21 protein-coding genes are annotated in these 20,159 nt (G+C 67.4%); 4 read left to right on the top strand and 17 right to left on the bottom strand.

All coding sequences use genetic code 11. The features are described 5' to 3' along the window. Window positions 1-67: 67 nt before the first annotated feature. Window positions 68-682 carry a c-type cytochrome gene (locus tag BLW05_RS10105; RefSeq protein WP_093162276.1) on the top strand — a complete coding sequence of 205 codons (615 nt, stop codon included), beginning with the start codon at window positions 68-70 and terminating at the stop codon, window positions 680-682. A gap of 67 nt (window positions 683-749) precedes the next feature. Here BLW05_RS10105 and BLW05_RS10100 read toward each other — a convergent pair whose 3' ends face one another. The 4 genes from BLW05_RS10100 to BLW05_RS10085 form a co-directional block, all read right to left on the bottom strand. Next, window positions 750-1,295: a DUF2946 family protein gene (locus BLW05_RS10100; protein ID WP_093162274.1), complete on the bottom strand. Its 546-nt coding sequence runs from the start codon at window positions 1,293-1,295 to the stop codon at window positions 750-752. 17 nt (window positions 1,296-1,312) lie between these two features. Continuing rightward, entirely contained in the window at window positions 1,313-2,275 is a 963-nt protein-coding gene (locus BLW05_RS10095; protein WP_093162273.1) for a YheT family hydrolase, read from the bottom strand. After that, complete coding sequence (locus BLW05_RS10090; protein WP_093162271.1) at window positions 2,275-2,730, bottom strand: YybH family protein; 456 nt, start codon at window positions 2,728-2,730, stop codon at window positions 2,275-2,277. Before BLW05_RS10090 ends, BLW05_RS10095 begins: the two co-directional genes overlap by 1 nt. Window positions 2,731-2,793: 63 nt before the next feature. Then, window positions 2,794-3,555 (bottom strand): Rossmann-fold NAD(P)-binding domain-containing protein, encoded by a 762-nt coding sequence (locus BLW05_RS10085; protein WP_093162270.1) that lies wholly within the window; start codon window positions 3,553-3,555, stop codon window positions 2,794-2,796. A gap of 44 nt (window positions 3,556-3,599) precedes the next feature. Here BLW05_RS10085 and BLW05_RS10080 point away from each other — a divergent pair, with 44 nt between their 5' ends. The 3 genes from BLW05_RS10080 to BLW05_RS10070 are packed head-to-tail and all read left to right on the top strand — an operon-like array spanning window position 3,600 to window position 5,662. After that, on the top strand, window positions 3,600-4,196 hold the full coding sequence (locus BLW05_RS10080) for a LemA family protein (protein ID WP_371126933.1): 597 nt from the start codon (window positions 3,600-3,602) through the stop codon (window positions 4,194-4,196). A gap of 16 nt (window positions 4,197-4,212) precedes the next feature. Then, the gene (locus tag BLW05_RS10075; protein WP_093162269.1) at window positions 4,213-5,142 is read left to right on the top strand and encodes a TPM domain-containing protein; all 930 of its coding nucleotides are present in this window, start codon (window positions 4,213-4,215) and stop codon (window positions 5,140-5,142) included. 1 nt (window position 5,143) lies between these two features. Beyond that, the gene (locus BLW05_RS10070) at window positions 5,144-5,662 is read left to right on the top strand and encodes a TPM domain-containing protein (protein WP_093162267.1); all 519 of its coding nucleotides are present in this window, start codon (window positions 5,144-5,146) and stop codon (window positions 5,660-5,662) included. A 15-nt stretch (window positions 5,663-5,677) separates the two neighbouring features. Here the strand turns inward: BLW05_RS10070 and BLW05_RS10065 are convergent, their stop codons facing one another. From BLW05_RS10065 to BLW05_RS10005, 13 genes are all read right to left on the bottom strand, one after another. Continuing rightward, complete coding sequence (locus BLW05_RS10065; RefSeq protein ID WP_177142615.1) at window positions 5,678-6,247, bottom strand: Crp/Fnr family transcriptional regulator; 570 nt, start codon at window positions 6,245-6,247, stop codon at window positions 5,678-5,680. A gap of 26 nt (window positions 6,248-6,273) precedes the next feature. Further along, on the bottom strand, window positions 6,274-7,920 hold the full coding sequence (locus tag BLW05_RS10060; protein ID WP_093162265.1) for an ATP-dependent DNA ligase: 1,647 nt from the start codon (window positions 7,918-7,920) through the stop codon (window positions 6,274-6,276). Then, window positions 7,917-8,969, bottom strand: a complete 1,053-nt coding sequence (locus tag BLW05_RS10055) for a ligase-associated DNA damage response exonuclease (protein WP_093162263.1) — start codon at window positions 8,967-8,969, stop codon at window positions 7,917-7,919. The genes BLW05_RS10060 and BLW05_RS10055 overlap by 4 nt, the downstream gene beginning before the upstream one ends. Window positions 8,970-9,062: 93 nt before the next feature. Next, the gene (locus BLW05_RS10050) at window positions 9,063-10,220 is read right to left on the bottom strand and encodes a Gfo/Idh/MocA family protein (RefSeq protein WP_093162262.1); all 1,158 of its coding nucleotides are present in this window, start codon (window positions 10,218-10,220) and stop codon (window positions 9,063-9,065) included. Between the two features lie 8 nt (window positions 10,221-10,228). Next, window positions 10,229-11,197 (bottom strand): substrate-binding domain-containing protein, encoded by a 969-nt coding sequence (locus BLW05_RS10045; RefSeq protein ID WP_093162260.1) that lies wholly within the window; start codon window positions 11,195-11,197, stop codon window positions 10,229-10,231. 53 nt (window positions 11,198-11,250) lie between these two features. Continuing rightward, window positions 11,251-12,270 carry an ABC transporter permease gene (locus BLW05_RS10040; RefSeq protein ID WP_093162259.1) on the bottom strand — a complete coding sequence of 340 codons (1,020 nt, stop codon included), beginning with the start codon at window positions 12,268-12,270 and terminating at the stop codon, window positions 11,251-11,253. After that, complete coding sequence (locus tag BLW05_RS10035) at window positions 12,242-13,777, bottom strand: sugar ABC transporter ATP-binding protein (RefSeq protein WP_371126932.1); 1,536 nt, start codon at window positions 13,775-13,777, stop codon at window positions 12,242-12,244. The genes BLW05_RS10040 and BLW05_RS10035 overlap by 29 nt, the downstream gene beginning before the upstream one ends. Further along, window positions 13,774-14,943, bottom strand: a complete 1,170-nt coding sequence (locus BLW05_RS10030; protein WP_093162257.1) for an ROK family protein — start codon at window positions 14,941-14,943, stop codon at window positions 13,774-13,776. The genes BLW05_RS10035 and BLW05_RS10030 overlap by 4 nt, the downstream gene beginning before the upstream one ends. Window positions 14,944-15,244: 301 nt before the next feature. Further along, window positions 15,245-15,664: a F0F1 ATP synthase subunit epsilon gene (locus tag BLW05_RS10025; RefSeq protein ID WP_093162255.1), complete on the bottom strand. Its 420-nt coding sequence runs from the start codon at window positions 15,662-15,664 to the stop codon at window positions 15,245-15,247. A 9-nt stretch (window positions 15,665-15,673) separates the two neighbouring features. After that, complete coding sequence (atpD, locus tag BLW05_RS10020) at window positions 15,674-17,089, bottom strand: F0F1 ATP synthase subunit beta (protein ID WP_093163109.1); 1,416 nt, start codon at window positions 17,087-17,089, stop codon at window positions 15,674-15,676. 52 nt (window positions 17,090-17,141) lie between these two features. Further along, window positions 17,142-18,017 (bottom strand): F0F1 ATP synthase subunit gamma, encoded by an 876-nt coding sequence (atpG, locus tag BLW05_RS10015; RefSeq protein WP_093162254.1) that lies wholly within the window; start codon window positions 18,015-18,017, stop codon window positions 17,142-17,144. Window positions 18,018-18,038: 21 nt separating this feature from the next. Then, the gene (atpA, locus tag BLW05_RS10010) at window positions 18,039-19,592 is read right to left on the bottom strand and encodes a F0F1 ATP synthase subunit alpha (RefSeq protein WP_093162252.1); all 1,554 of its coding nucleotides are present in this window, start codon (window positions 19,590-19,592) and stop codon (window positions 18,039-18,041) included. Between the two features lie 36 nt (window positions 19,593-19,628). Then, window positions 19,629-20,159 (bottom strand): F0F1 ATP synthase subunit delta, encoded by a 531-nt coding sequence (locus BLW05_RS10005; protein WP_093162251.1) that lies wholly within the window; start codon window positions 20,157-20,159, stop codon window positions 19,629-19,631.

Here is a 20,159-nt window from a genome sequence, read left to right as displayed (position 1 = left end):
CGCGGGGCGGTCCCTATAATCCGCCGTGATCTAAAACGCCCCCGACGAGCCCCACACTGAGGACCCAATGAGCGACGAAGTGCACAACCAGGCCACAGAAGAAGCCCACACCGGCCCGATCAAGAATCCCAAGCAGCTCCTGCTGGCGGTATTTTTCTCATTCATCGCTCCCATCCTGATCATTGCGGGCCTGGTCTCGTACGTGGTCTCGGGCACCCGGCCCTCGGGGTCCGAACAGGGCGAAGGCCTGTCGCTCTACGGCGTGTCGAAGGACGTCCGCGACCGCGAAGTCGCCGAACGTCTCAAGAAGGTCGGCTCCATCGAAATCCGCGACGCCAACCGGCCGCTGGCCACCGGCGAAGCCGTGTTCAAGGCGCAGTGCGTGACCTGCCACGGCTCCCCCGGCATTCCCGGCGCACCGCACTTCAGCGACGCCGCGGCCTGGGGCCCCCGCATCGGCCAGGGCTATGCAACGCTGCTCGAGCACGCGCTCAAGGGCAAGAACGCCATGCCTCCGCAAGGCGGCGGCGACTTCGAGGACGTGGAAATCGGCCGCGCCGTGGTCTACATGGCCAATGCCGGCGGCGCCACCTTCCCGGTGCCGGACCGGCCCGCCGCAGCGCCGGCCGATGGCGCGACGACGGCCGACGCGGCCAAGCCTGCCGAAGGCGCCGCCAAGTAACGACGGCCCCTCCGTCCAGAATCAGGAAGAGCCCGCGGAAGCGGGCTTTTTCTTGCCTGAACGGCGCTCAGTTCGATGCGGGAGTGCTGGCCGGCTGGCCTGCCGCCGGGCTCGGCACGTAGCCGAAGCGGGCCGGCAGGTCCGCGGCGCGGATGTCCTCGGGCACCCACCGGCCCTGCTCGATCGCCTCCGCCGCCAGACCGACATCCAGCGTGTGAACCAGGCCGAGGCCGGTCGGAGCGACCAGATACAGCTTGCCGTCCTCGTCGAGCAGGCAGGCCGAAGGCTCGACCTCCTCGCCCGCGTGCGAGCGCACCGAGAGATCCTCCGCGATGCGCCAGATCCACGGCGTGACTTCGAGTTCGACGTAGACGCGCTGCGGTCCGTTCTGGAAGAACCACTGCCCCTGCTCGTCGTGCTCGTAGTTGCGCTGGATGAATTCGATCAGCTTCTCGTGCCGGAGCATCGAGCCCTTCGATGCTGCGAAGGGCCCGGCGGCCTGCGTGGGCGCGTCGCGCAGATACCAGTTGCCCCGCGCATCGAGACCCAGCCAGCCGAAGCAGTGCGGAACGTTCGGCCACTTGGCCAGGGCTTGCTTGACGATGTCGTCCATCGCGGTATTTTGCTTGGCTACCGGTCCGCGAGCCAGCCGATGACGCGCTCGGGCATGCCGCGCACGTGGCCGGGCGGAAAGCCGAGCGGGAAGCCGACATGGCCGCCGTGGGCGGGTTGCCAGAGCGTGACGTGATGCCCGACCTCGCCGGCGCGCGGCAGGCTCGCAGCCGGCACGAAAGGGTCGTTGGCCGCGTTCACCACCAGCGCCGGAATCTGGATCTGGTGCAGGTGCGGCTTGGCGGAGCCGCGCGACCAGTAGTCGTCGGTGTCGCGAAAGCCGTGCAGCGGCGCGGTGAAGATGTTGTCGAAGTCGTACAGGTCGCGCGCCGCCAGGAGCTTGTCGCGATCGAACAGGCCCGGGTGCTGCGCCAGCTTGGCGAGCGCCTTGGGCTTCATGGTCGCCAGGAACATCCGCGTGTAGACGAGCTTGTTGAAGCCCCGGCCGATCGCAGCGCCCCCGGCCGCCAGGTCGAGCGGCGCGCAGATCGATGCCACCGCGCGCACGCGCTTCGAGGCTTCGCTGCCGGACTCTTCCGCCCAGCGCATCAGCGCATTGCCGCCGAGCGAGATGCCCACCGCGCGAATGGCTTCGCGGCCCTGGTGAAGGCGCGCGAGGATCCAGTCGATCTCCTCGAAATCCCCGGAGTGGTAGGCGCGCGGCGCGAGGTTGATCTCACCGCTGCAGCCTCGGAAATGCGGCACCGCGTAGTCCCAGCCGCGCGCCAGCGCGAAGGCCGCGAACGCTTCCGCGTAGTGGCTGCGCGACGAGCCTTCGAGCCCGTGGAAAAGCACCAGCAGCGGCCTGGGGCCCTTGCCCTGGGCGTCGAGGAAATCGACGTCGATGAAGTCGCCGTCGGGCGTGGTCCAGCGTTCGCGCCGGTACGCCGGCAGCGGCGTCATCACGCGCCGGCCGTACAAGGCGGCCCAGATGGTCTGGAGGTTGCCCCCCGGCAACCAGCGCGGTGCGACGTATTGCATCAATGAAGGGTCTGCGGCGCCTCGGGGGCGTCGCCCGGCTCCTGTGCGCTGCCCGGGCTCGCATGGTGCGCGACCATGCGCCATCCCTGCGCGGTCTTGTGATAGACGTTGGTGGCCAGCACGAAGGCGTGCTTGCGCCCTTCGGTGGTCAGCACGTCGACGCGTTCGAGCACGTTGTGCACGGCACTCGCGATCGACTCGACCTTGCGCACGCGCGCAGGCGTCGCGTGGATGGCGCCGCCGTGGCCGAACATGTTCTCGAAGGCGGCGCGGATCGCGTCGGCGCCCACCAGCCGCGGGCCGCCGGGGTGGACGCAGAAGATCTCGTCCTCGTCGGCCCAGCAGTCCATCAGCGCATCGACGTCGCCGCGCTGCAGCGCCTCGTAGAAAGCCGCCTCGACGTCATCGGCGGTGCCGCCGATCGTCGCGGCGCGGAGTCTGGTTTTGGTGGACATGGGTGGATCTGCCGGAAGGATGGATTTTGCCTCGGTCCAGTACGGCTGGGTGCTCAAGACGACTCAGCGCGACTCGGCCAGCCAGGCCTCGACGACCTCGCGCACATCGCCCTGGGATGCCCGCCACACCATCTCGGGCGCCATCACGCGCACACCCGGCGGCGCGAGGCGCAGCGCGACGTCGACCAGCTCGGCGACCTTGGATGCGCGCACCGGCTGCTCGCTGGACGGCACCATGAAGCGCGTGATCGAGAGCATCCAGGCGGCGAGCCGCTCCGCCGGGTTCGCCTGCCGCACCTTCGCCGGCTTCTGCGCGCTGCGCACGAGGATCACGCGCTCGAAGCCTTCGGCGACCACGGCCTGCTCGTCGAGCGAGGCGAGACCCCGCTTGAGCGCCTCGGGCAGGCGCCCCTGCGCATGCGGCTGGACGACCGCGAGGGATTCGACACCGCTGGCGCGCAGCCATCGCGCCAAGGCCGGCAACTGGTCGGGCGTGGGCGTCCAGAGCGCGCGTTCGCGGTCGTAGTAGAGGCGCGGCGGCTCGAACAGGACGAGGGCCGTATCGGCTTCCACCAGAGGCCATTCGTCGATGGGCGCGTCGGGCGTCAGCACGGTCTCGACGCCGCTCAGGCCTTCGCGGATCGGCTCGCGCACCAGCACGCGGGTGTGGTCGAAGCGGTGCCTGCCGGCCAGCCGCCGGACCAGCTCCTGGCCCAGCACGCCGGTCGCGCCGGCCACGAGCAGCGTCCCGGTGCCCGCATCGGCCGTGCCTTGCGCCGGACCCCGCTGGCCCGCCTGCAACGCATGGATGGGGTCGACGGGCATCCCGCTATGCTACCTTTGCCGACTTCACAACAAGGGACCTCGCGATGATGAAACGCTGGCTATTGATCATCCTCGCCGCACTCGCCCTCTCGGGTTGCGGCTACAACGACTTCCAGCGGCTCGACGAGGCGAGCAAATCGGCCTGGAGCGAGGTGCTCAACCAGTACCAGCGGCGCGCGGACCTGGTGCCCAACATCGTGGCCACGGTCAAGGGCGAAGCCAACTTCGAGCAGGAGACGCTCACCAAGGTGATCGAGGCGCGCGCCAAGGCCACCTCGATCCAGGTGACGCCCGAGACGCTCAACAACCCCGAGGCGTTCAACAAGTTCCAGCAGGCGCAGGGCGAGCTGTCGAGCGCGCTGTCGCGGCTGATGGTGGTGTCGGAGCAATACCCGAACCTCAAGGCCAACCAGGCCTTCCGCGACCTGCGGGTGACGCTCGAAGGCACCGAGAACCGCATCACCGTGGCGCGCAACCGCTACATCCAGACGGTCCAGGAATACAACGTGCTCGCGCGCAGCTTCCCGACCAACCTGACCGCCAAGATCTTCAACTACGACCCCAAGCCCAACTTCTCGGTGCAGAACGAAGCGCAGATCTCGACGCCGCCAACGGTCGACTTCAGCGCGCCGAAGAAGTAGGCCGGAGCGGCATGCCATGTCAATGGTCCGCATCCGCCAAGCACTGACGGCGCTGCTGCTGCTCGCGGCGGCGCTGCTGGGCGGGCATGCGCTTGCGCAGGGCCTGCTGCCGGTGCCCCAGCTCGATGCGCGGGTCATCGACCAGACCGGCACGCTCACCCCCACTCAGCGCGCCGCGCTCGACGCCAAGCTGGCCGCCTTCGAACAGCAGAAGGGCTCGCAGATCGTGATGCTGATGGTGCCGACCACCGCGCCCGAGGACATCGCGAGCTACGCCAACCGCGTCGGCAACACCTGGAAGATCGGGCGGCGCGATGTCGGCGACGGCATCCTCGTGATCGTCGCCAAGAACGACCGCAAGATGCGCATCGAGGTCGCCAAGACGCTCGAAGGCGCGGTGCCCGACCTCGCGGCGGCGCACATCATCGACGAGGCGATGAAGCCGCGCTTCCGCCAGAACGATTTCGCGGGCGGGCTCGATGCAGCGGCCGACCAGCTCATCGCGCGCGTCAAGGGCGAGGCGCTGCCGGAAGTCGACGCGCGCGGCGGCGACTTCGGCGGCGAGGGCCGCGGCGGCGGCGGATTCAACTGGCAGGACCTCGCGGTGTTCTTCTTCATCGTCGTCATGGTCGGCGGGCCGATCGCGCGCCGCATCCTCGGCAAGACCCTGGGCTCGCTGGCGGTGGGCGGCGTCGCCGGCTTCGTCGTGATGATGCTCACGTCGAGCATCGTGATCGCGGTGCTGGCGGGGCTCGCGGCCCTGCTGTTCACGCTGCTGTCGATGGCGTTCGGCGCCGGCCCGATGGGGCGCGGCGGCGGTCTGGGCGGTGGACTCGGCGGCGGCTGGGGCGCGGGACGCGGCGGTGGCGGCTCCTCTGGCGGCGGTGGCTTCAGCTCGGGCGGCGGCGGCGATTTTGGCGGCGGTGGCGCCTCGGGAGACTGGTGACATGGCATCACTGACTTCACGCCTCGCGCGTATCTGGCGCCATCGCTGGGTCGACGATACCGACGTGCGCCGGGCGCTGCCGCCCGACATGCTCGAACGACTGGAAAAGCGCGTCGGCGCGAGCGAACGGCGGCATACCGGCGAGATCCGCATCTGCGTCGAGGCCGGCCTGCCGATGTCCTACCTGTGGCGCGATGCGACCGCGCGCGAGCGCGCGATCATGATGTTCAGCAAGCTGCGCATCTGGGACACCGCACACAACAACGGCGTGCTGATCTACCTGCTGCTGGCCGAGCACGCGATCGAGATCGTGGCCGATCGCGGCATCGACTTGCATGTGGACGACGCGGCGTGGGCGGCGATGGCCCGGCGCATGGGCGCCGCGTTCCGTGAAGGGCGCTTCGAAGACGGGCTCACGCAGGCGCTCGAGGAGGTGTCCGCCGCGCTGGTCGAGCACTTTCCGCTCGCCGAGGGCGAGGCCGACCGCAACGAGCTTCCGGACGCGCCGGTGATCCTCTGACTCGGCGCCGGACGCTCAGGATTCGCTCGCGTGCAGCAGCCTGCGGTTGACCGAGTGCACCGCGTCCAGCTCGGCCTGCAGGGCGCGCGTGACCTGCGACAGCATGCGAAGGCGGCGGTTGCTTTCGCGCAGGCGCTCGGCGAGCCCCTTCGACAGCGCGAGCACGAGACGCGAGGCCGCGGCCGGGTGCTCCTCCAGCAACTTCATGAGCGCCTCGCGCGAGAGCACGCCCAGCTTGATGTCGGTCAGCGCGGTGCAGCTTGCAGAGCGAGGCTCGCCGTCGATGACTCCCATCTCCCCGATCAGGCTGCCGGGTCCGATGATCGAGATCACCACTTCCTCGCCGGGCATGCCGGTGCGGGTCTCGGCGCGCACCTGGCCTTCGAGCACCAGTGCCATGTAGTCGGTGTCCTCGCTGTCGCCCTCCTCGAACAGGAGGGTGTCGGCCAGCACATGGACCGGCCGCATCGCATCCACGACGAGCTCGGCCTCTTCGATGGTCATTCCGGACATCGGAGCGGCCTGGGTGAGCATGAAGACGGCGTGTTCGCGAAGGTCGATGCGTGGATTTCCGGATGCGTCCATGGGCCCGATTGTCCGCGAGGCCGCCTTCAGGCCGGCAGAAGCGCCGACAGCGTCTGCAGCGTGTCGGCCTCTTCGACCGGCTTGTCCGCGCGCCATCGCAGCATGCGCGGGAAGCGCACTGCAATGCCGCTCTTGTGCCGGGTGCTGCGCGCGATGCCTTCGAAGCCGAGCTCGAAGACCAGCGTGGGCGTCACGCTGCGCACCGGGCCGAAGCTCTCGACGGTGGTCCTGCGGATCACGGCATCCACGCGCGCGATCTCCGCGTCGGTCAGGCCCGAGTAGGCCTTGGCGAAGGGAACGAGCTTGCGGTCGGGCACCTCGGGCGGTGCATCCCACACCGCGAAGGTGTAGTCGGTGTAGAGACTCGCGCGCCGGCCGTGGCCGCGCTGGGCGTAGACGAGCACCGCATCGATGGAGAGCGGATCGATCTTCCACTTCCACCACACGCCGACATCCTTGGTGCGGCCCACGCCGTAGTGCGCATTGCGCTGCTTGAGCATCAAGCCCTCGACGCCCATCGATCGCGCCGCATCGCGCTGCCTCGCAAGGTCGCTCCAGTCCTCGCCGTGAAGCATCGGGCTGGCAATGAGCGACGGATGCTGCGCGTCGACGATCAGGGCGTCGAGCAACGCCCGGCGTTCGTGCTGCGGCAGTTGGCGCGTGTCGCGGCCCTCGCGCTCGAGCAGGTCGTAGGCCAGCAGCACCACCGGAATGTCGCGCAGCAGCTTCGCGCCGAGCGTCTTGCGGCCGATGCGCTTCTGCAGGTCCGCGAAGGGCTGCACGCGGTCGCCCTGCCAAACGACGATCTCGCCATCGATGACGGTGCCGTCGGGCAGCGTCTCGCCCATCGCGGCGAGTTCGGGGAAGCGGTCGGTCACCAGTTCTTCTCCGCGCGACCAGAGCGACACCCGTCCCGCGCGCTTGACGAGCTGCGCGCGGATGCCATCCCACTTCCACTCGACGATCCAGTCCGAGGGCGGCCCGAGCGTCGCGTCGAACTCCGCCAGTGGCAGGTTAAACGGATGCGCGAGAAAGAAGGGATACGGCTGGCCGCTGGTCTGCTGATCGAGTTCGCCGGTGTTCTCGGGCGCGATGAGGGCGGTGTAGTCGCCGGCGCCCGGCTTTCCGCCGATGTGCGTGTAACCCATGAGCCGCTGCGCGACGCGCTTGGGGTCGAGCCCGCCGACCGCCGCCAGCGCCTGCGTGACTTGCAGGCGCGAGACGCCGACGCGGAACCCGCCGGTGATCAGCTTGAAATAGACCAGCCGTTCTTCCACCGCCAGCCGCTGCCATTGCCAGCGCAGCTTGTCGGCCAGCGCATCCGGGAGCGTGCGGCGAAGCGGCAGCAGGTGCTGCTCGACCCAGTCCGCGAGGCCCAGGTCGTGCGCATCGGTCGGCGGCGGAAGCAGCAGCGAGATGGTCTCGGCCAGATCGCCCACCGCCTCGTAGCTCTCGTCGAAAAGCCATTCGGGCAGGCCGGCCGATTCCTGCGCGAGCAGCCTCAGCAGCTTGTTCGGCACGAGCTGGCGCGGCTTTCCCCCGGCCAGGAAGTAGACGGCCCATGCCGCGTCGCGCGGCTCGACGGTCTGGAGGTAATGCTGCAAGGCGGACTGCTTGGCCAGGCTGGAAGTCGTGGCATCGAGCTCGCGATAGAGCGCGGCGAACTGCTTCATGACTCCGCAGCGCCTTCTGCGGCGCCTTCGACCGCATCCTCGTCGCCGTATTCCGTCTTGAACGACTGCGCATCCAATCCCGACTCGGCGAGCCATCGCACCATCACCGCCACGCTGCCATGCGTCACAAGGATGCGCTGCGCGCCTGTGCTCGCGATCGCCTCCTGCAGGCCGGGCCAGTCGGCGTGATCGGACATCACGAAGCCTCGGTCGACCCCACGCCGCCGCCGCGTGCCGCGAAGCTGCATCCATCCGCTCGCGAACGCATCCGAATAGTTTCCGAAGCGCCGCATCCACGGTGTACCTTGCGCCGAGGGCGGTGCCAGCACGAGCGCGCGCTGGATCGTCGCCGCGTCGACGCCAGGATCGGTGACCCGCAGCGTGGGCGGCAGCGCGACGCCCGCCGCGCGGTAGATCTGGTTCAGCGGCTCGACCGCGCCGTGGACGATGATCGGCCCGATGTGCGCATCCACGCCATGCAGGATGCGCTGCGCCTTGCCGAAGGCGTAGCAGAGCAGGACCGACGCCCTGCCCTGCGCCGCATTCGCCCGCCACCATGCGTTGATTTCCTCGAACAGCACCGGTTGCGCAGGCCAGCGGTAGATCGGCAGGCCGAAGGTCGACTCGGTGATGAAGGTATCGCAGGGCACCGGCTCGAAGGGCGCGCAGGTGCCGTCGGCCTCGGTCTTGTAGTCGCCCGAGGCGACCCACACGCGGCCGCCGTGCTCGATGCGCACCTGCGCCGAACCCAGCACATGGCCGGCGGGATGCAGCGAGATCCGCACGCCGTTGTGCTCGATCGCGTCGCCGTAGGCGAGCGTCTGCAGCGTGATGTCGCCGAGCCGCACGCGCAGCGTACCGGCGCTGTCGTGATGCGCAAGGTAGTGCCCATGGCCAACGCGCGCATGGTCCGAATGCGCATGCGTGATGACCGCGCGGTCGACCGGCCGCCAAGGGTCGATGTAGAAATCGCCGGGCGGGCAATAGAGCCCTTCGGGGCGTGCGACGACGAGGTCGTGAGGCGCAGGGGCGTTCGCTGGTTCGGCCATGGTGCGGAGCACATCGTAGGCCCGAGCCGCCGATCCGTGCGCCGCGCACGGGGCGCGACCTGGTGTCGGTTCAGGCCGACGCCCGGCCGGTACCTACCAGGCGGTCCACTTGGCCTCGCTTTTCGCCGAGGCCACCGTGCGTTCGATGAAACGTACGCCGCGTGCGCCGGCTTCCACACGCGGATAGTCGGCCGCGAGCGGATCGGCCGCCACGCCGGACAGCTTCGCACGGATGTCCGCGATCACGCCGCCGTAGATGTTGGCAAAGGCCTCGATGAAGCCTTCCGGATGCCCGCTCGGCAGCCGGCTCGCGCGCCGCGCCGATTCGCAGAGCCAGGGGGCGCCGCGCGTGAGGGTGCGCTTCGGACCGTCGTGCGGCAGGTGCGTGAGCTCGCTCGGCCGCTCCTGCCGCCATTCGAGCGTGCCCTGCGCGCCCGAGATGCGCAGGCGCAGGTCGTTCTCGAGCCCGGTGTTGATCTGCGACGCGATCAGCACGCCGCGCGCACCCCCGCGAAACCGCAGCAGGAGGCTGCCGTCGTCATCGAGCGGCCGGCCGGGCACGAAGGAACTCAGATCGGCGCAAAGGCTTTCGATCTCCAGCCCGGTCACGGTCGCCACGAGGTTCTCCGCGTGCGAGCCGATGTCGCCGATGGCGCCGGCCGCGCCGCTTTGCGCCGGATCGCTGCGCCACGCGGCCTGCTTGTTGCCCTCGCCCTCCAGCCGCGTCGCGAGCCAGCCCTGGTTGTACTCGACGACGATCTTGCGAATCTCGCCGAGCGCGCCCGAGCGCACCATCTCGCGCGCCTGCCGCACCATCGGATAGCCGGTGTAGTTGTAGGTCACGCCGAAGACCGTGCCCTTGCGCGCAACCGCCTCCACGAGCGCATCGGCCTGCTCGCGCGTGTGCACCAGCGGCTTGTCGCAGACCACGTGGAAGCCTGCTTCGACGAAGGCCTGCGCGACCGGGAAGTGCATGTGGTTCGGCGTGACGATCGAGACGAAGTCGATGCGCTCGTGCGCGGGCCGCTTCAGCTCGTCATCCAGCAGGCCGCGCCAGTCGCCATGGTTGCGATCGTCCGCGAGGAACAGATCGCGCCCTGACGCCTTCGCCTTCTCCGGACTGGACGACAGCGCCCCGGCCACCAGCTCGGCCTGCCCGTCGAGCGCGATCGCGTTGCGGTGCACCGCGCCGATGAAGGCATCGCGCCCGCCGCCGACCATGGCGTAGCGCAATCTACGTGTTGCAGTCATCGAGACGCTCAGAAGGGCGAATCAGGGTGATAGAAGTCCTTCGCGTTGTCCTTCGTGATCAGGACCGACGGAATGATCGTCGTCGCCGGCAGCTTCTCGCCCTTCAGGCGCGCTTCGGCGGTGAGCTTGATCGCGTCGTAGATGAACTTCGGCGAATAGCTCACGTCCGCATCGATGCGCTTGTCCTTGCCGTCGATGATGGTCTTGACCATGCCCTTGGCGCCCGCGCCGCCGAAGATCACCTTGATGTCATTGCGCTTGGCCTGCTCGATGGCCTTGAGCACACCCACCGCCATGTCGTCGTCGGCGGCCCAGATCGCGTCGATATCCTTGAAGCGCGTCAGGTAGTCCTGCGTGACCTTGAAGGCGTCGTCGCGGTTCCAGTTGGCGTATTTCGCATCCAGGAGCTTGATGTCGGGATAGTTCTTGAGCACGCTGTTGAAGGCGTCCATGCGCTCGTTGTCGAGCGTGGTCGGGATGCCGCGCAGCGCGACGACATTGCCCTTGCCGCCGAGCTTCTTCGCGATGTACTCGGCGGGGATCTTGCCGAAGGCGGTGTTGTCGCCCGCGACGTAGGCATCCTGCGCGCTGGTGTCGGTCAGGCCCCGGTCGACCACCGTCACGTAGGTGCCCTTGGCCTTGACCTGCGCGACCGGCTTGGTGAGCGCGGCCGATTCGAACGGGAAGATCACCAGCGCGTTGATCTTGCTCACGGTCGAGAGGTCCTGCAGCTGGTTCGCCTGCTCGGGCGCGTTCGCGGCTGTCTTGATCGTGATCTTCAGGTCCTTGTGCTCTTTCTCCAGGTCCTTCTTCGCCTGGTTGGCCCAGTAGTTGATGCCGCCCATGAAGCTGTGCGTCGCGGCCGGGATTGACACGCCCAGGTGCACCGGCTCCGCGGCCGCGAGGACCGGGATCGCGGCGAAGCTCGCCGCGGCGACCGCGCTCAAAACCATGCGACGGGAAATGGAAGTCTTCATGCTGCTTGTCTCCTTGGTTGATGAAACGGAACGGACGGAAAACCGGCGCGCCGTCATCGGCGGCCCCGCTGGAGGAACGCGACGACGATGATCACGAAGCCCTGCACCGCCGCGTTGAGGTAGACGCTGATGATGCTGGTGAGGTTGAGGATGTTGCTGATGACCGAGAGCAGGATCGCGCCGATCACGGTGCCGACCACGCTGCCGGATCCGCCCTTGAGCGCGGTGCCGCCGACGATCACCGCGGCGATCGCCTCGAGCTCCCACAAGAGGCCGGTGGTCGGCGACGCCGAGCCCAGCCGCGGCACGTAGAGCAGCGTCGCGATGCCGACGCACACGCCGAGGAACACGTAGGTCAGCACCTTCACGCCGTCGACGCCAACCGCCGCGTAGCGCGCCACCTGTTCGTTGGACCCGATGGCCTGCACGTAGCGGCCATAGGCCGTGCGGTTGAGGATCAGCCCGCCGATGACCGCGACGACGAGAAAGACCCACACGGGGATCGGCACGCCGAGCAGGCTGGCGTAGTACACCGGCGCGTAGACGTCCGACAGGTCGTTGTCGAGCGTGAGCGCGCCGCCGTTGGCGAAGTAGGTCAGGTAGGCGCGAAAGATGCCGAGCGTGCCGAGCGTGACGATGAAGGGTTCGATGCGCCCCTTGGTGATGAGCAGCCCGTGCGCGAGCCCGAACACCGCGCCGAGCACCACGGCGAGCAGTGCGCCCAGCACCACGGCCAGGACCGGCGATCCGACCACCGGGCCCATGGCGTTGATGAACATGATCACGCAGCCCGCGATCAGCGCCGCCATCGATCCCACCGACAGGTCGATGCCGCCCGAGATGATCACGAAGCACATGCCCACCGCGATGATTCCGATGAAGGCGGTGCGCGTGAGCACGTTCATCGCGTTGTCGAGCGTCGCGAAGTCGCTGTTGAGCAAGGTGCCGGCGATGCACAGCAGCACGAGGCCGATCACCGGCCCGAAGCCGTGCAGGCGTTCGGTCCAGCGCGGCTTGGCCTGGGCGCGATGCTGGACTTGCGCCTCAGTGCTCGGTGGCGGTTCCGGTGGCATGAGCGATGAGCTCCTCTTCAGTCAATTGGCTCGCATCGAGCGTGGTCACCAGCCGGCCGGCGCGCATCACCGCGACGCGATGGCACAAGCCGATCAGCTCCATGAGCTCGGACGAGACCACGATCACCGCGAGCCCCTCGCGTGCCAGACGCTGGATCAGGAAATAGATGTCGCGCTTGGCGCCGACGTCGACGCCGCGCGTCGGCTCGTCCAGCACCACGATCTTCGGCTGCGGCTGAAGCACCTTGGCGAGTGCGAGCTTCTGCTGATTGCCTCCCGAGAGCGACGAGGCGCGTGCATCGAGGTCACCGGTGCGAATGCCGTAGTCCTTCACCGCAGCCGCCAGCGCGCTGCGCTCCGCGTCGGGGTGCAGCCACGGCGTGGCGTAGCGCTCGAGCGCCATCAGCGTGAGGTTCTGGCGCAAGCCGAAGTTGACGTGAAGGCCCTTGCCCTTGCGGTCCTCGCTGAGATAGGTGAGGCCGTGCTTCGCCGCTTCGCGCGGGTTTCGCAGTCGAACGGACTGCCCGTGAATCTCGACCCGGCCGCTCGCAGGCCGCAGCCCGAGCAGGCCTTCGAACAGCTCGGTGCGCCCTGCACCGACGAGGCCGGCGAAGCCGAGGATCTCGCCCGGCCGCACTTCGAAGCTCGCGTCCTCCGCCCAGCCGGGGACGGTGAAGTGGCTGACGCGCATCGCCGGCGCCGCGTCCGTGGCCACGACATCGCGCGGCGGATAGAGGTCGGCCAGTTCGCGGCCCACCATCAGGTTCGCCATCTGCTGGCGCGTAACGTCGGCCGTGCGTGCGCGCGCGACGAAGCGGCCGTCGCGCATCACGATCACCTCATCGGTGACGCGCTCGACTTCGTCGAGCTTGTGCGAGATGTAGACCACCGTCACGCCATCCGCGCGCAGTTGGGCAATGAGTTTGAAGAGACGCTCGGTTTCGCCGGGGGTCAGGGTGGCAGTGGGCTCATCCATGATCAGCAGTCGCGCGTGGCGCGAGAGCGCCTTTGCGATCTCCACGAGCTGCTTCTCGGCGACGATCAGGCGGCGCACCTTGGTGGCCGGGTCGATGTGGAGTCCCACTTCGGCGAGCGCGGCAGCGGCATCGCGCGCCATCGCGGCGTCGTCGAGCAGCCAGCCTTTCTTCTTTTCATGGCCGAGGAAGATGTTCTGCGCAATGCCGAGGTCTTCCGCGAGGTTGAACTCCTGGTGGATCAGCACGATGCCCAGCGCCTCCGCATCCCGCGAGCTGGCGAACTGCTGCGCCTGGCCGTTCACACGCAAGCTGCCGCCCGTGAGCGACTCGTAGCCAGCGAGGATCTTCATCAGCGTCGATTTGCCCGCGCCGTTTTCGCCGAGCAGCCCGTACACGCGGCCGGGCTCGAGCGAGAAGCTCACGCCGTGCAGCACCTGCACCGGACCGAAGGCCTTCACCACCTGGTCGAACTCGACGGCGACGGCGGCCTTCTGCCGGGGTGCGTCGATCGCAGCGGCGATGCTCGTCACGGCGCCACGCCCCGCACCTTGAGGGTTTCCTGCATCGCGAGCACGCCCGCGCCGATCAGGCCGGCCTGCCCTTCGAGGGGCGTGTACTGGATCTCGAGATGCCGCGTCGAAAGCGCCAGCGATCGCTGGTACACGCTCTGCCGCACCGCCGCGAGAAACAGCGGCCCGATGCGCGTGATGCCGCCGCCGATGAAGACATGCGACGGATTGAAGAAGTTGACGATGGACGCCAGCATCTGGCCGATCAGGTTGCCGGCGCGCTGGACGATGGCGTTCGCCGCTGCATCGCCCGCGCGGCTCGCCTGACCGACATCGATGGCCTCGATGCGGCCCTGTGTGCGCAGGCATTCGGCGAGCGCGGCGCTTTCGCCGGCTTCGGCGGCCTGCACCGCCATGCGGGTGATGGCCGGGCCGGCCGCCATGGCCTCGACGCAGCCGAGGTTGCCGCAGTGGCAGCGCGGCCCTTCCTGGTCGACGCAGATGTGACCCACGTCGCCGGCCGATCCGGCGGCGCCGCGGTACACCTCGCCATGGCAGACGATGCCGCAGCCGATGCCGGTGCCGACCTTGATGACGAGGAAGTTGGGGAGAGAACGCTTGAGCCGCCACAGCTCGCCCAACGCCATCAGGTTGACGTCGTTGTCGACGAAGACCGGGGCCGCATAGTCCTCGCGCAAGTAGTCGCGGATCGAGAAGCTGTCCCACGCGGGCATCAGCGGCGGGTTCACGAGCTGGCCGATCTCGAAGTTGACCGGACCCGGGACGCCAATGCCGATGCCAAGCACGTGCCGGGCGCCGAACCCCGCGCGCGCAAGCAATTCCCTGATGAGCCCGCGAACGCGCGCGAGCACGACGCCGGGGCCTTCGCGCACGTCGGCCGGCTCCGCGTGGTGCTCGAGCACGGTCAGGTCAGGCGCGAGGACCGCAACGTCGAGGCTGGTCGCGCCGATGTCAACGCCGACCAGCACACCCAGTCCCGCATGGAGTTGGAGGCTCTCGGGGCGGCGCCCGCCGGTCGAGCGCTGCAGGCCAGCTTCGGAAAGAAGACCCTGCTCGACCAGGCCTGCGATCAGTGCATTGGCCTTGCTCTTGGAGAAGCCCAGCAGTTCGGCCATCCCATGGCGCGAGTTGCCCGCGGACCAGAACGTGGCCTCGAGCAGTTGCATCTCGTCAGCGGTCAGGCGACTCCAGGGGGTCACGCGTTGTCTCCGTCTGTTCTTTGTCCCGCCCACGGCCCAAGGGGGGCGGCCGGACGAAGGCGAATACTAGGAGGAGGTCTTCAGCCGAACAAGACTTAACTTCAGCCAAATTTGGGCCGAAGAAGCTCACGCGCAACGACGCAAATGAAAAAGCCGCCCGAAGGCGGCCTTTTTGTTCCAGAAACACCGCGGAACCGGCTCCGCCGGGCCGCTGGTGTTGCCCCCGGAAGGGGGTGCCCGAGCCACACGAAGTGGGCGAGGCTGGGGGCTACTTTTTATCCCGATATTTCCGCAACGCAGCGATCTGCGCGGCCATCACGGTGAGCTCGGACTGGGCCAGGGCGATGTCGATGTCGCTCTTGGCATTCTTCAGCGCCTCTTCGGCGCGGGCCTTGGCGGCGCCGGCCTTTTCGTCGTCCAGGTCCTTGCCGCGGATCGCGGTGTCGGACAGAACAGTCACCGTGGTCGGCTGCACTTCCAGGATGCCACCGGCCACGAAGACGAATTCCTCGCCGCCGTCGGCCGTCTCGATGCGCACCGCGCCGGGACGGATGCGCGTGATCAGCGGCGTGTGGCGCGGGTAGATGCCGAGCTCGCCGGCTTCGCCGGGGAGCGCGACGAACTTGGCCTCGCCCGAGAAGATGGACTCCTCGGCGCTGACCACGTCCACGTGAATGGTGCCTGCCATGGTGATTCCTTAAGCGACCTTCTTGGCCTTCTCGAACGCTTCGTCGATGCCGCCCACCATGTAGAACGCCTGTTCCGGCAGGTGGTCGCATTCGCCGTTCACGATCATCTTGAAGCCGCGGATCGTTTCGGACAGCGGCACGTACTTGCCCGGCGAGCCCGTGAACACTTCGGCCACGTGGAAGGGCTGCGACAGGAAACGCTGGATCTTCCGGGCGCGGGCCACGGCCAGCTTGTCTTCCGGCGCGAGTTCGTCCATGCCCAGAATCGCGATGATGTCGCGCAGTTCCTTGTAGCGCTGCAGCGTGCCTTGCACGGCGCGAGCCACGTCGTAGTGCTCGTCGCCGACGACCTTCGGGTCGAGCTGACGCGAGGTCGAGTCCAGCGGGTCGATGGCCGGATAGATGCCGAGCGAGGCGATATCGCGCGACAGCACCACGGTCGAGTCCAAGTGGGCGAAGGTCGTGGCAGGCGACGGGTCGGTCAAGTCATCCGCCGGCACGTACACGGCCTGGATCGACGTGATCGAACCGACCTTGGTCGACGTGATGCGCTCCTGCAGGCGGCCCATTTCCTCGGCCAGCGTCGGCTGGTAGCCCACGGCGGAAGGCATACGGCCCAGCAGTGCCGACACCTCGGTCCCGGCCAGCGTGAAGCGATAGATGTTGTCCACGAAGAACAGCACGTCACGGCCTTCGTCGCGGAACGACTCGGCGATCGTCAGGCCGGTCAGCGCCACGCGCAGACGGTTGCCCGGCGGCTCGTTCATCTGGCCGTAGACCATCGACACCTTCGACTCGCCGAGGTTCTCGAGGTTCACGACGCCGGAATCGGCCATCTCGTGATAGAAGTCGTTGCCTTCGCGGGTGCGTTCACCCACGCCGGCGAACACCGACAGACCCGAGTGCGCCTTGGCGATGTTGTTGATGAGCTCCATCATGTTCACGGTCTTGCCCACGCCGGCGCCACCGAACAGGCCCACCTTGCCGCCCTTGGCGAACGGGCAGACCAGGTCGATCACCTTGATGCCGGTTTCGAGCAGGTCCTGCGAGGGCGAGAGTTCGTCGTAGACGGGCGCCTTGCGGTGGATCGAAGCGGTGAGCTCCTGGTCGACCGGACCGCGCTCGTCGATGGGGTTGCCCAGCACGTCCATGATGCGGCCCAGCGTCGCCTTGCCGACCGGCACCGTGATCGGTGCACCGGTGTTGACCACGGTGATGCCGCGGCGCAAACCGTCCGACGAACCGAGCGCAATGGTGCGGACGATGCCGTCGCCCAGCTGCTGCTGCACTTCGAGGGTCAGGCCGCCGCCTTCGTACTTCAGGGCGTCATAGATCTTCGGCATCTTGTCACGTGGGAACTCCACGTCGACCACGGCGCCAATACATTGAACGATCTTGCCTTGAACTGCGTTTTCTTGAGCCATCATCTGCTCCGATAAAAATTTAAATCTGGTTGACGTCCGACACCTGGCTGGCTTAAACGCCAGCCGCGGCCGCAGCGCCCGAGACGATCTCGGACAGCTCCTTCGTGATGCCTGCCTGGCGGGTCTTGTTGTAGACCAGCTTGAGTTCGTTGATCACGTTGCCGGCGTTGTCGGTGGCCGCCTTCATGGCCACCATGCGCGCCGACTGTTCGGAAGCCATGTTTTCTGCGACGGCCTGGTACACCAGCGATTCGACGTAGCGCACCAGCAGTTCGTCGATCACGCTCTGCGCGTCGGGCTCGTAGATGTAGTCCCACGAATGCTGGCCCTGCTCGGGCTTCAGCGACTCGGCGGGCAGCGGCAGCAGCTGCTCGACCACCGACTCCTGGCGCATCGTGTTGATGAACTTGGTGTAGCAGAGATAGACCGCGCCGAGCTTGCCCTCGGCGTAGGCGTCGAGCGCCACCTTGACCGGACCGATCAGCTTGTCGAGGTGCGGCGTGTCACCCAGCTGGGTGACATGCGACACGACGCGAGCGCCGACGCGGTTCAGGAAACCCAGGCCCTTGTTGCCGATCGCCACCGCCTCGATGGCCGTACCGGCCGTCTGCAGCTCGCGCATCTTGGCCGTCACGGCACGCAGCACGTTGGTGTTCATGCCGCCGCACAGACCCTTGTCGGTCGTGACGACGATGAAGCTCGCCGCCTTCGCGTCGTGCGTCTTCATGAACGCGTGGGTGTACTCCGGGTTCGCCTGGCCGAGGTTGGCCGCGATGCTGCGGATCTTCTCGCTGTAGGGGCGGGCGGCACGCATGCGATCCTGCGCCTTGCGCATCTTCGACGCGGCCACCATTTCCATGGCCTTGGTGATCTTCTTGGTGTTCTCCACCGATTTGATCTTGCCGCGGATTTCCTTACCAGCTGCCATTGGGGCTCCTTGCTCGGTCGATCAGGCGAACGACTTCTTGAACGCGGTGACGGCTGCAGTCAGCTCGGCTTCGGCGTCCTTGTCGAGGGCCCTGGATTGCTCGATCTTGTCGAGCAGCGCGCCATGGCTCGCCTTCAGGAACTGATGTAGACCGTGCTCGAACGGCAGAACCTGCTTGACGTCGAGATCGTCCATGAAGCCCTTGTTCACCGCGAACAGCGACGCACCCATCAGCGAGATGGGCAGCGGGCTGTACTGGGTCTGCTTCAGCAGTTCGGTCACGCGGGCGCCGCGGTCGAGCTGCTTGCGGGTCGCTTCGTCGAGGTCGGAAGCGAACTGCGCGAACGCAGCCAGTTCACGGTACTGCGCCAGGTCGGTACGGATACCGCCCGACTGGCCCTTGATGACCTTGGTCTGCGCCGACGAACCCACGCGCGACACCGAGATACCGGCGTTGATGGCGGGGCGGATACCGGCGTTGAACAGGTTGGTTTCCAGGAAGATCTGGCCGTCGGTGATCGAGATCACGTTGGTCGGAACGAAGGCGGACACGTCGCCGGCTTGCGTTTCGATGATCGGCAGCGCGGTCAGCGAGCCGGTCTTGCCCTTGACTTCACCCTTGGTGAAGTGTTCGACGTAGTCGGCGTTCACGCGAGCGGCGCGCTCGAGCAGACGGCTGTGGAGATAGAACACGTCGCCAGGATAGGCTTCGCGGCCCGGCGGACGGCGCAGCAGCAGCGAGACCTGACGGTAGGCCACGGCCTGCTTGGACAGGTCGTCATAAATGATCAGCGCGTCCTGGCCGCGATCGCGGAAGTACTCGCCCATCGTGCAGCCCGAGTAGGCCGACACGTACTGCATGGCAGCCGATTCGGACGCCGAGGCGGCGACGACGATGGTGTATTCCATCGCGCCGGCTTGTTCCAGCGAGCGCACTACGTTCTTGATCGACGAAGCCTTCTGGCCGATCGCGACGTAGACGCAGGTCATGTTCTGACCCTTCTGGTTGATGATCGCGTCGATCGCCACGGCGGTCTTGCCGGTCTGGCGGTCGCCGATGATCAGCTCGCGCTGGCCACGGCCGATCGGCACCATCGAGTCGATGGACTTCAGGCCGGTCTGCATCGGCTGGTCGACCGACTGGCGTGCGATCACGCCCGGTGCAACCTTCTCGATCACGTCCGTCATCTTGGCGTTGACCGGACCCTTGCCGTCGATCGGCTGGCCCAGTGCATTCACCACGCGGCCGATCAGCTCGGGGCCGACCGGCACTTCCAGAATGCGGCCCGTGCACTTGACGGTGTCGCCTTCGGAGATGTGCTCGTACTCGCCCAAGATCACGGCGCCGACGGAGTCGCGCTCCAGGTTCAGCGCAAGGCCGAACGACGGCGTGCCGTCGGCCGTGGGAGGGAACTCGAGCATTTCGCCCTGCATCGCGTCCGACAGGCCATGCACACGCACGATACCGTCGGTCACCGACACCACGGTGCCTTCGTTGCGGATGTTCGCGCTGACGCCGAGACCCTCGATGCGGCTCTTGATCAGTTCGGAAATTTCTGCGGGATTGAGTTGCATGACTCTTTCCTTCTTTCGTTAAGGGGGCTGGCGGCCTCAGGCCACCAGCGCAACTTTCATTTGTTCAAGACGCGCTTTGACGGAGGTGTCGAGCACTTCGTCGCCGACCACCACGCGGATGCCGCCGATCAGCGATGGGTCCTGCTGAACCGTGACTTGCAGCTTGCGGCCGAAGCGCTTTTCGAGCGTGGCAGCGACGCTGCCCAACGCGGTCGCATCGATGGGGAAGGCGCTGTACACCACGGCATCGGACGAACCGCTCTGTGCGTTCGCCAGGGTCCGGAACTGCTTCGCGATTTCCGCCAGCGCAGTGAAGCGCCCGTTCTCGAGCAGCGCCATCAGGAAGTTGTTCGCGGCAGGCGGCAGGGGCGCGCCGAAAGCGCCAGCGACGACGCCGATGACCTGTTCGGTCGTGACCTTCGGGTTGTCCGCGAACTGCTGGAGCTCGGGGTTGGCGCCAATGGCCGCAACCTTTTCGAGCCAAGCTGCCGCGCCGCTCAGATCCGACGCGGAGGCCTTGAACAGCGCTTCGGCGTAGGGACGTGCAATGGTGGCGAGTTCTGCCAT

Origin of the sequence: Variovorax sp. YR216, assembly GCF_900107745.1 — a bacterium.
Classification (GTDB): Bacteria; Pseudomonadota; Gammaproteobacteria; order Burkholderiales; family Burkholderiaceae_C; genus Variovorax.
The sequence above is the reverse complement of the archived record's forward strand: the minus strand, read 5'-3'. Positions and strand labels throughout refer to the sequence as shown.

Bases quoted from the DNA above. Each gene is read 5' to 3' on its own strand.
- BLW05_RS10105 (WP_093162276.1), top strand. From the start codon at position 68: ATGAGCGACGAAGTGCACAACCAGGCCACAGAAGAAGCCCACACCGGC.
- BLW05_RS10100 (WP_093162274.1), bottom strand. From the start codon at position 1,295: ATGGACGACATCGTCAAGCAAGCCCTGGCCAAGTGGCCGAACGTTCCG.
- BLW05_RS10095 (WP_093162273.1), bottom strand. From the start codon at position 2,275: ATGCAATACGTCGCACCGCGCTGGTTGCCGGGGGGCAACCTCCAGACC.
- BLW05_RS10090 (WP_093162271.1), bottom strand. From the start codon at position 2,730: ATGTCCACCAAAACCAGACTCCGCGCCGCGACGATCGGCGGCACCGCC.
- BLW05_RS10085 (WP_093162270.1), bottom strand. From the start codon at position 3,555: ATGCCCGTCGACCCCATCCATGCGTTGCAGGCGGGCCAGCGGGGTCCG.
- BLW05_RS10080 (WP_371126933.1), top strand. From the start codon at position 3,600: ATGATGAAACGCTGGCTATTGATCATCCTCGCCGCACTCGCCCTCTCG.
- BLW05_RS10075 (WP_093162269.1), top strand. From the start codon at position 4,213: ATGTCAATGGTCCGCATCCGCCAAGCACTGACGGCGCTGCTGCTGCTC.
- BLW05_RS10070 (WP_093162267.1), top strand. From the start codon at position 5,144: ATGGCATCACTGACTTCACGCCTCGCGCGTATCTGGCGCCATCGCTGG.
- BLW05_RS10065 (WP_177142615.1), bottom strand. From the start codon at position 6,247: ATGGACGCATCCGGAAATCCACGCATCGACCTTCGCGAACACGCCGTC.
- BLW05_RS10060 (WP_093162265.1), bottom strand. From the start codon at position 7,920: ATGAAGCAGTTCGCCGCGCTCTATCGCGAGCTCGATGCCACGACTTCC.
- BLW05_RS10055 (WP_093162263.1), bottom strand. From the start codon at position 8,969: ATGGCCGAACCAGCGAACGCCCCTGCGCCTCACGACCTCGTCGTCGCA.
- BLW05_RS10050 (WP_093162262.1), bottom strand. From the start codon at position 10,220: ATGACTGCAACACGTAGATTGCGCTACGCCATGGTCGGCGGCGGGCGC.
- BLW05_RS10045 (WP_093162260.1), bottom strand. From the start codon at position 11,197: ATGAAGACTTCCATTTCCCGTCGCATGGTTTTGAGCGCGGTCGCCGCG.
- BLW05_RS10040 (WP_093162259.1), bottom strand. From the start codon at position 12,270: ATGCCACCGGAACCGCCACCGAGCACTGAGGCGCAAGTCCAGCATCGC.
- BLW05_RS10030 (WP_093162257.1), bottom strand. From the start codon at position 14,943: ATGCAACTGCTCGAGGCCACGTTCTGGTCCGCGGGCAACTCGCGCCAT.
- BLW05_RS10025 (WP_093162255.1), bottom strand. From the start codon at position 15,664: ATGGCAGGCACCATTCACGTGGACGTGGTCAGCGCCGAGGAGTCCATC.
- atpD (WP_093163109.1), bottom strand. From the start codon at position 17,089: ATGGCTCAAGAAAACGCAGTTCAAGGCAAGATCGTTCAATGTATTGGC.
- atpG (WP_093162254.1), bottom strand. From the start codon at position 18,017: ATGGCAGCTGGTAAGGAAATCCGCGGCAAGATCAAATCGGTGGAGAAC.
- atpA (WP_093162252.1), bottom strand. From the start codon at position 19,592: ATGCAACTCAATCCCGCAGAAATTTCCGAACTGATCAAGAGCCGCATC.
- BLW05_RS10005 (WP_093162251.1), bottom strand. From the start codon at position 20,159: ATGGCAGAACTCGCCACCATTGCACGTCCCTACGCCGAAGCGCTGTTC.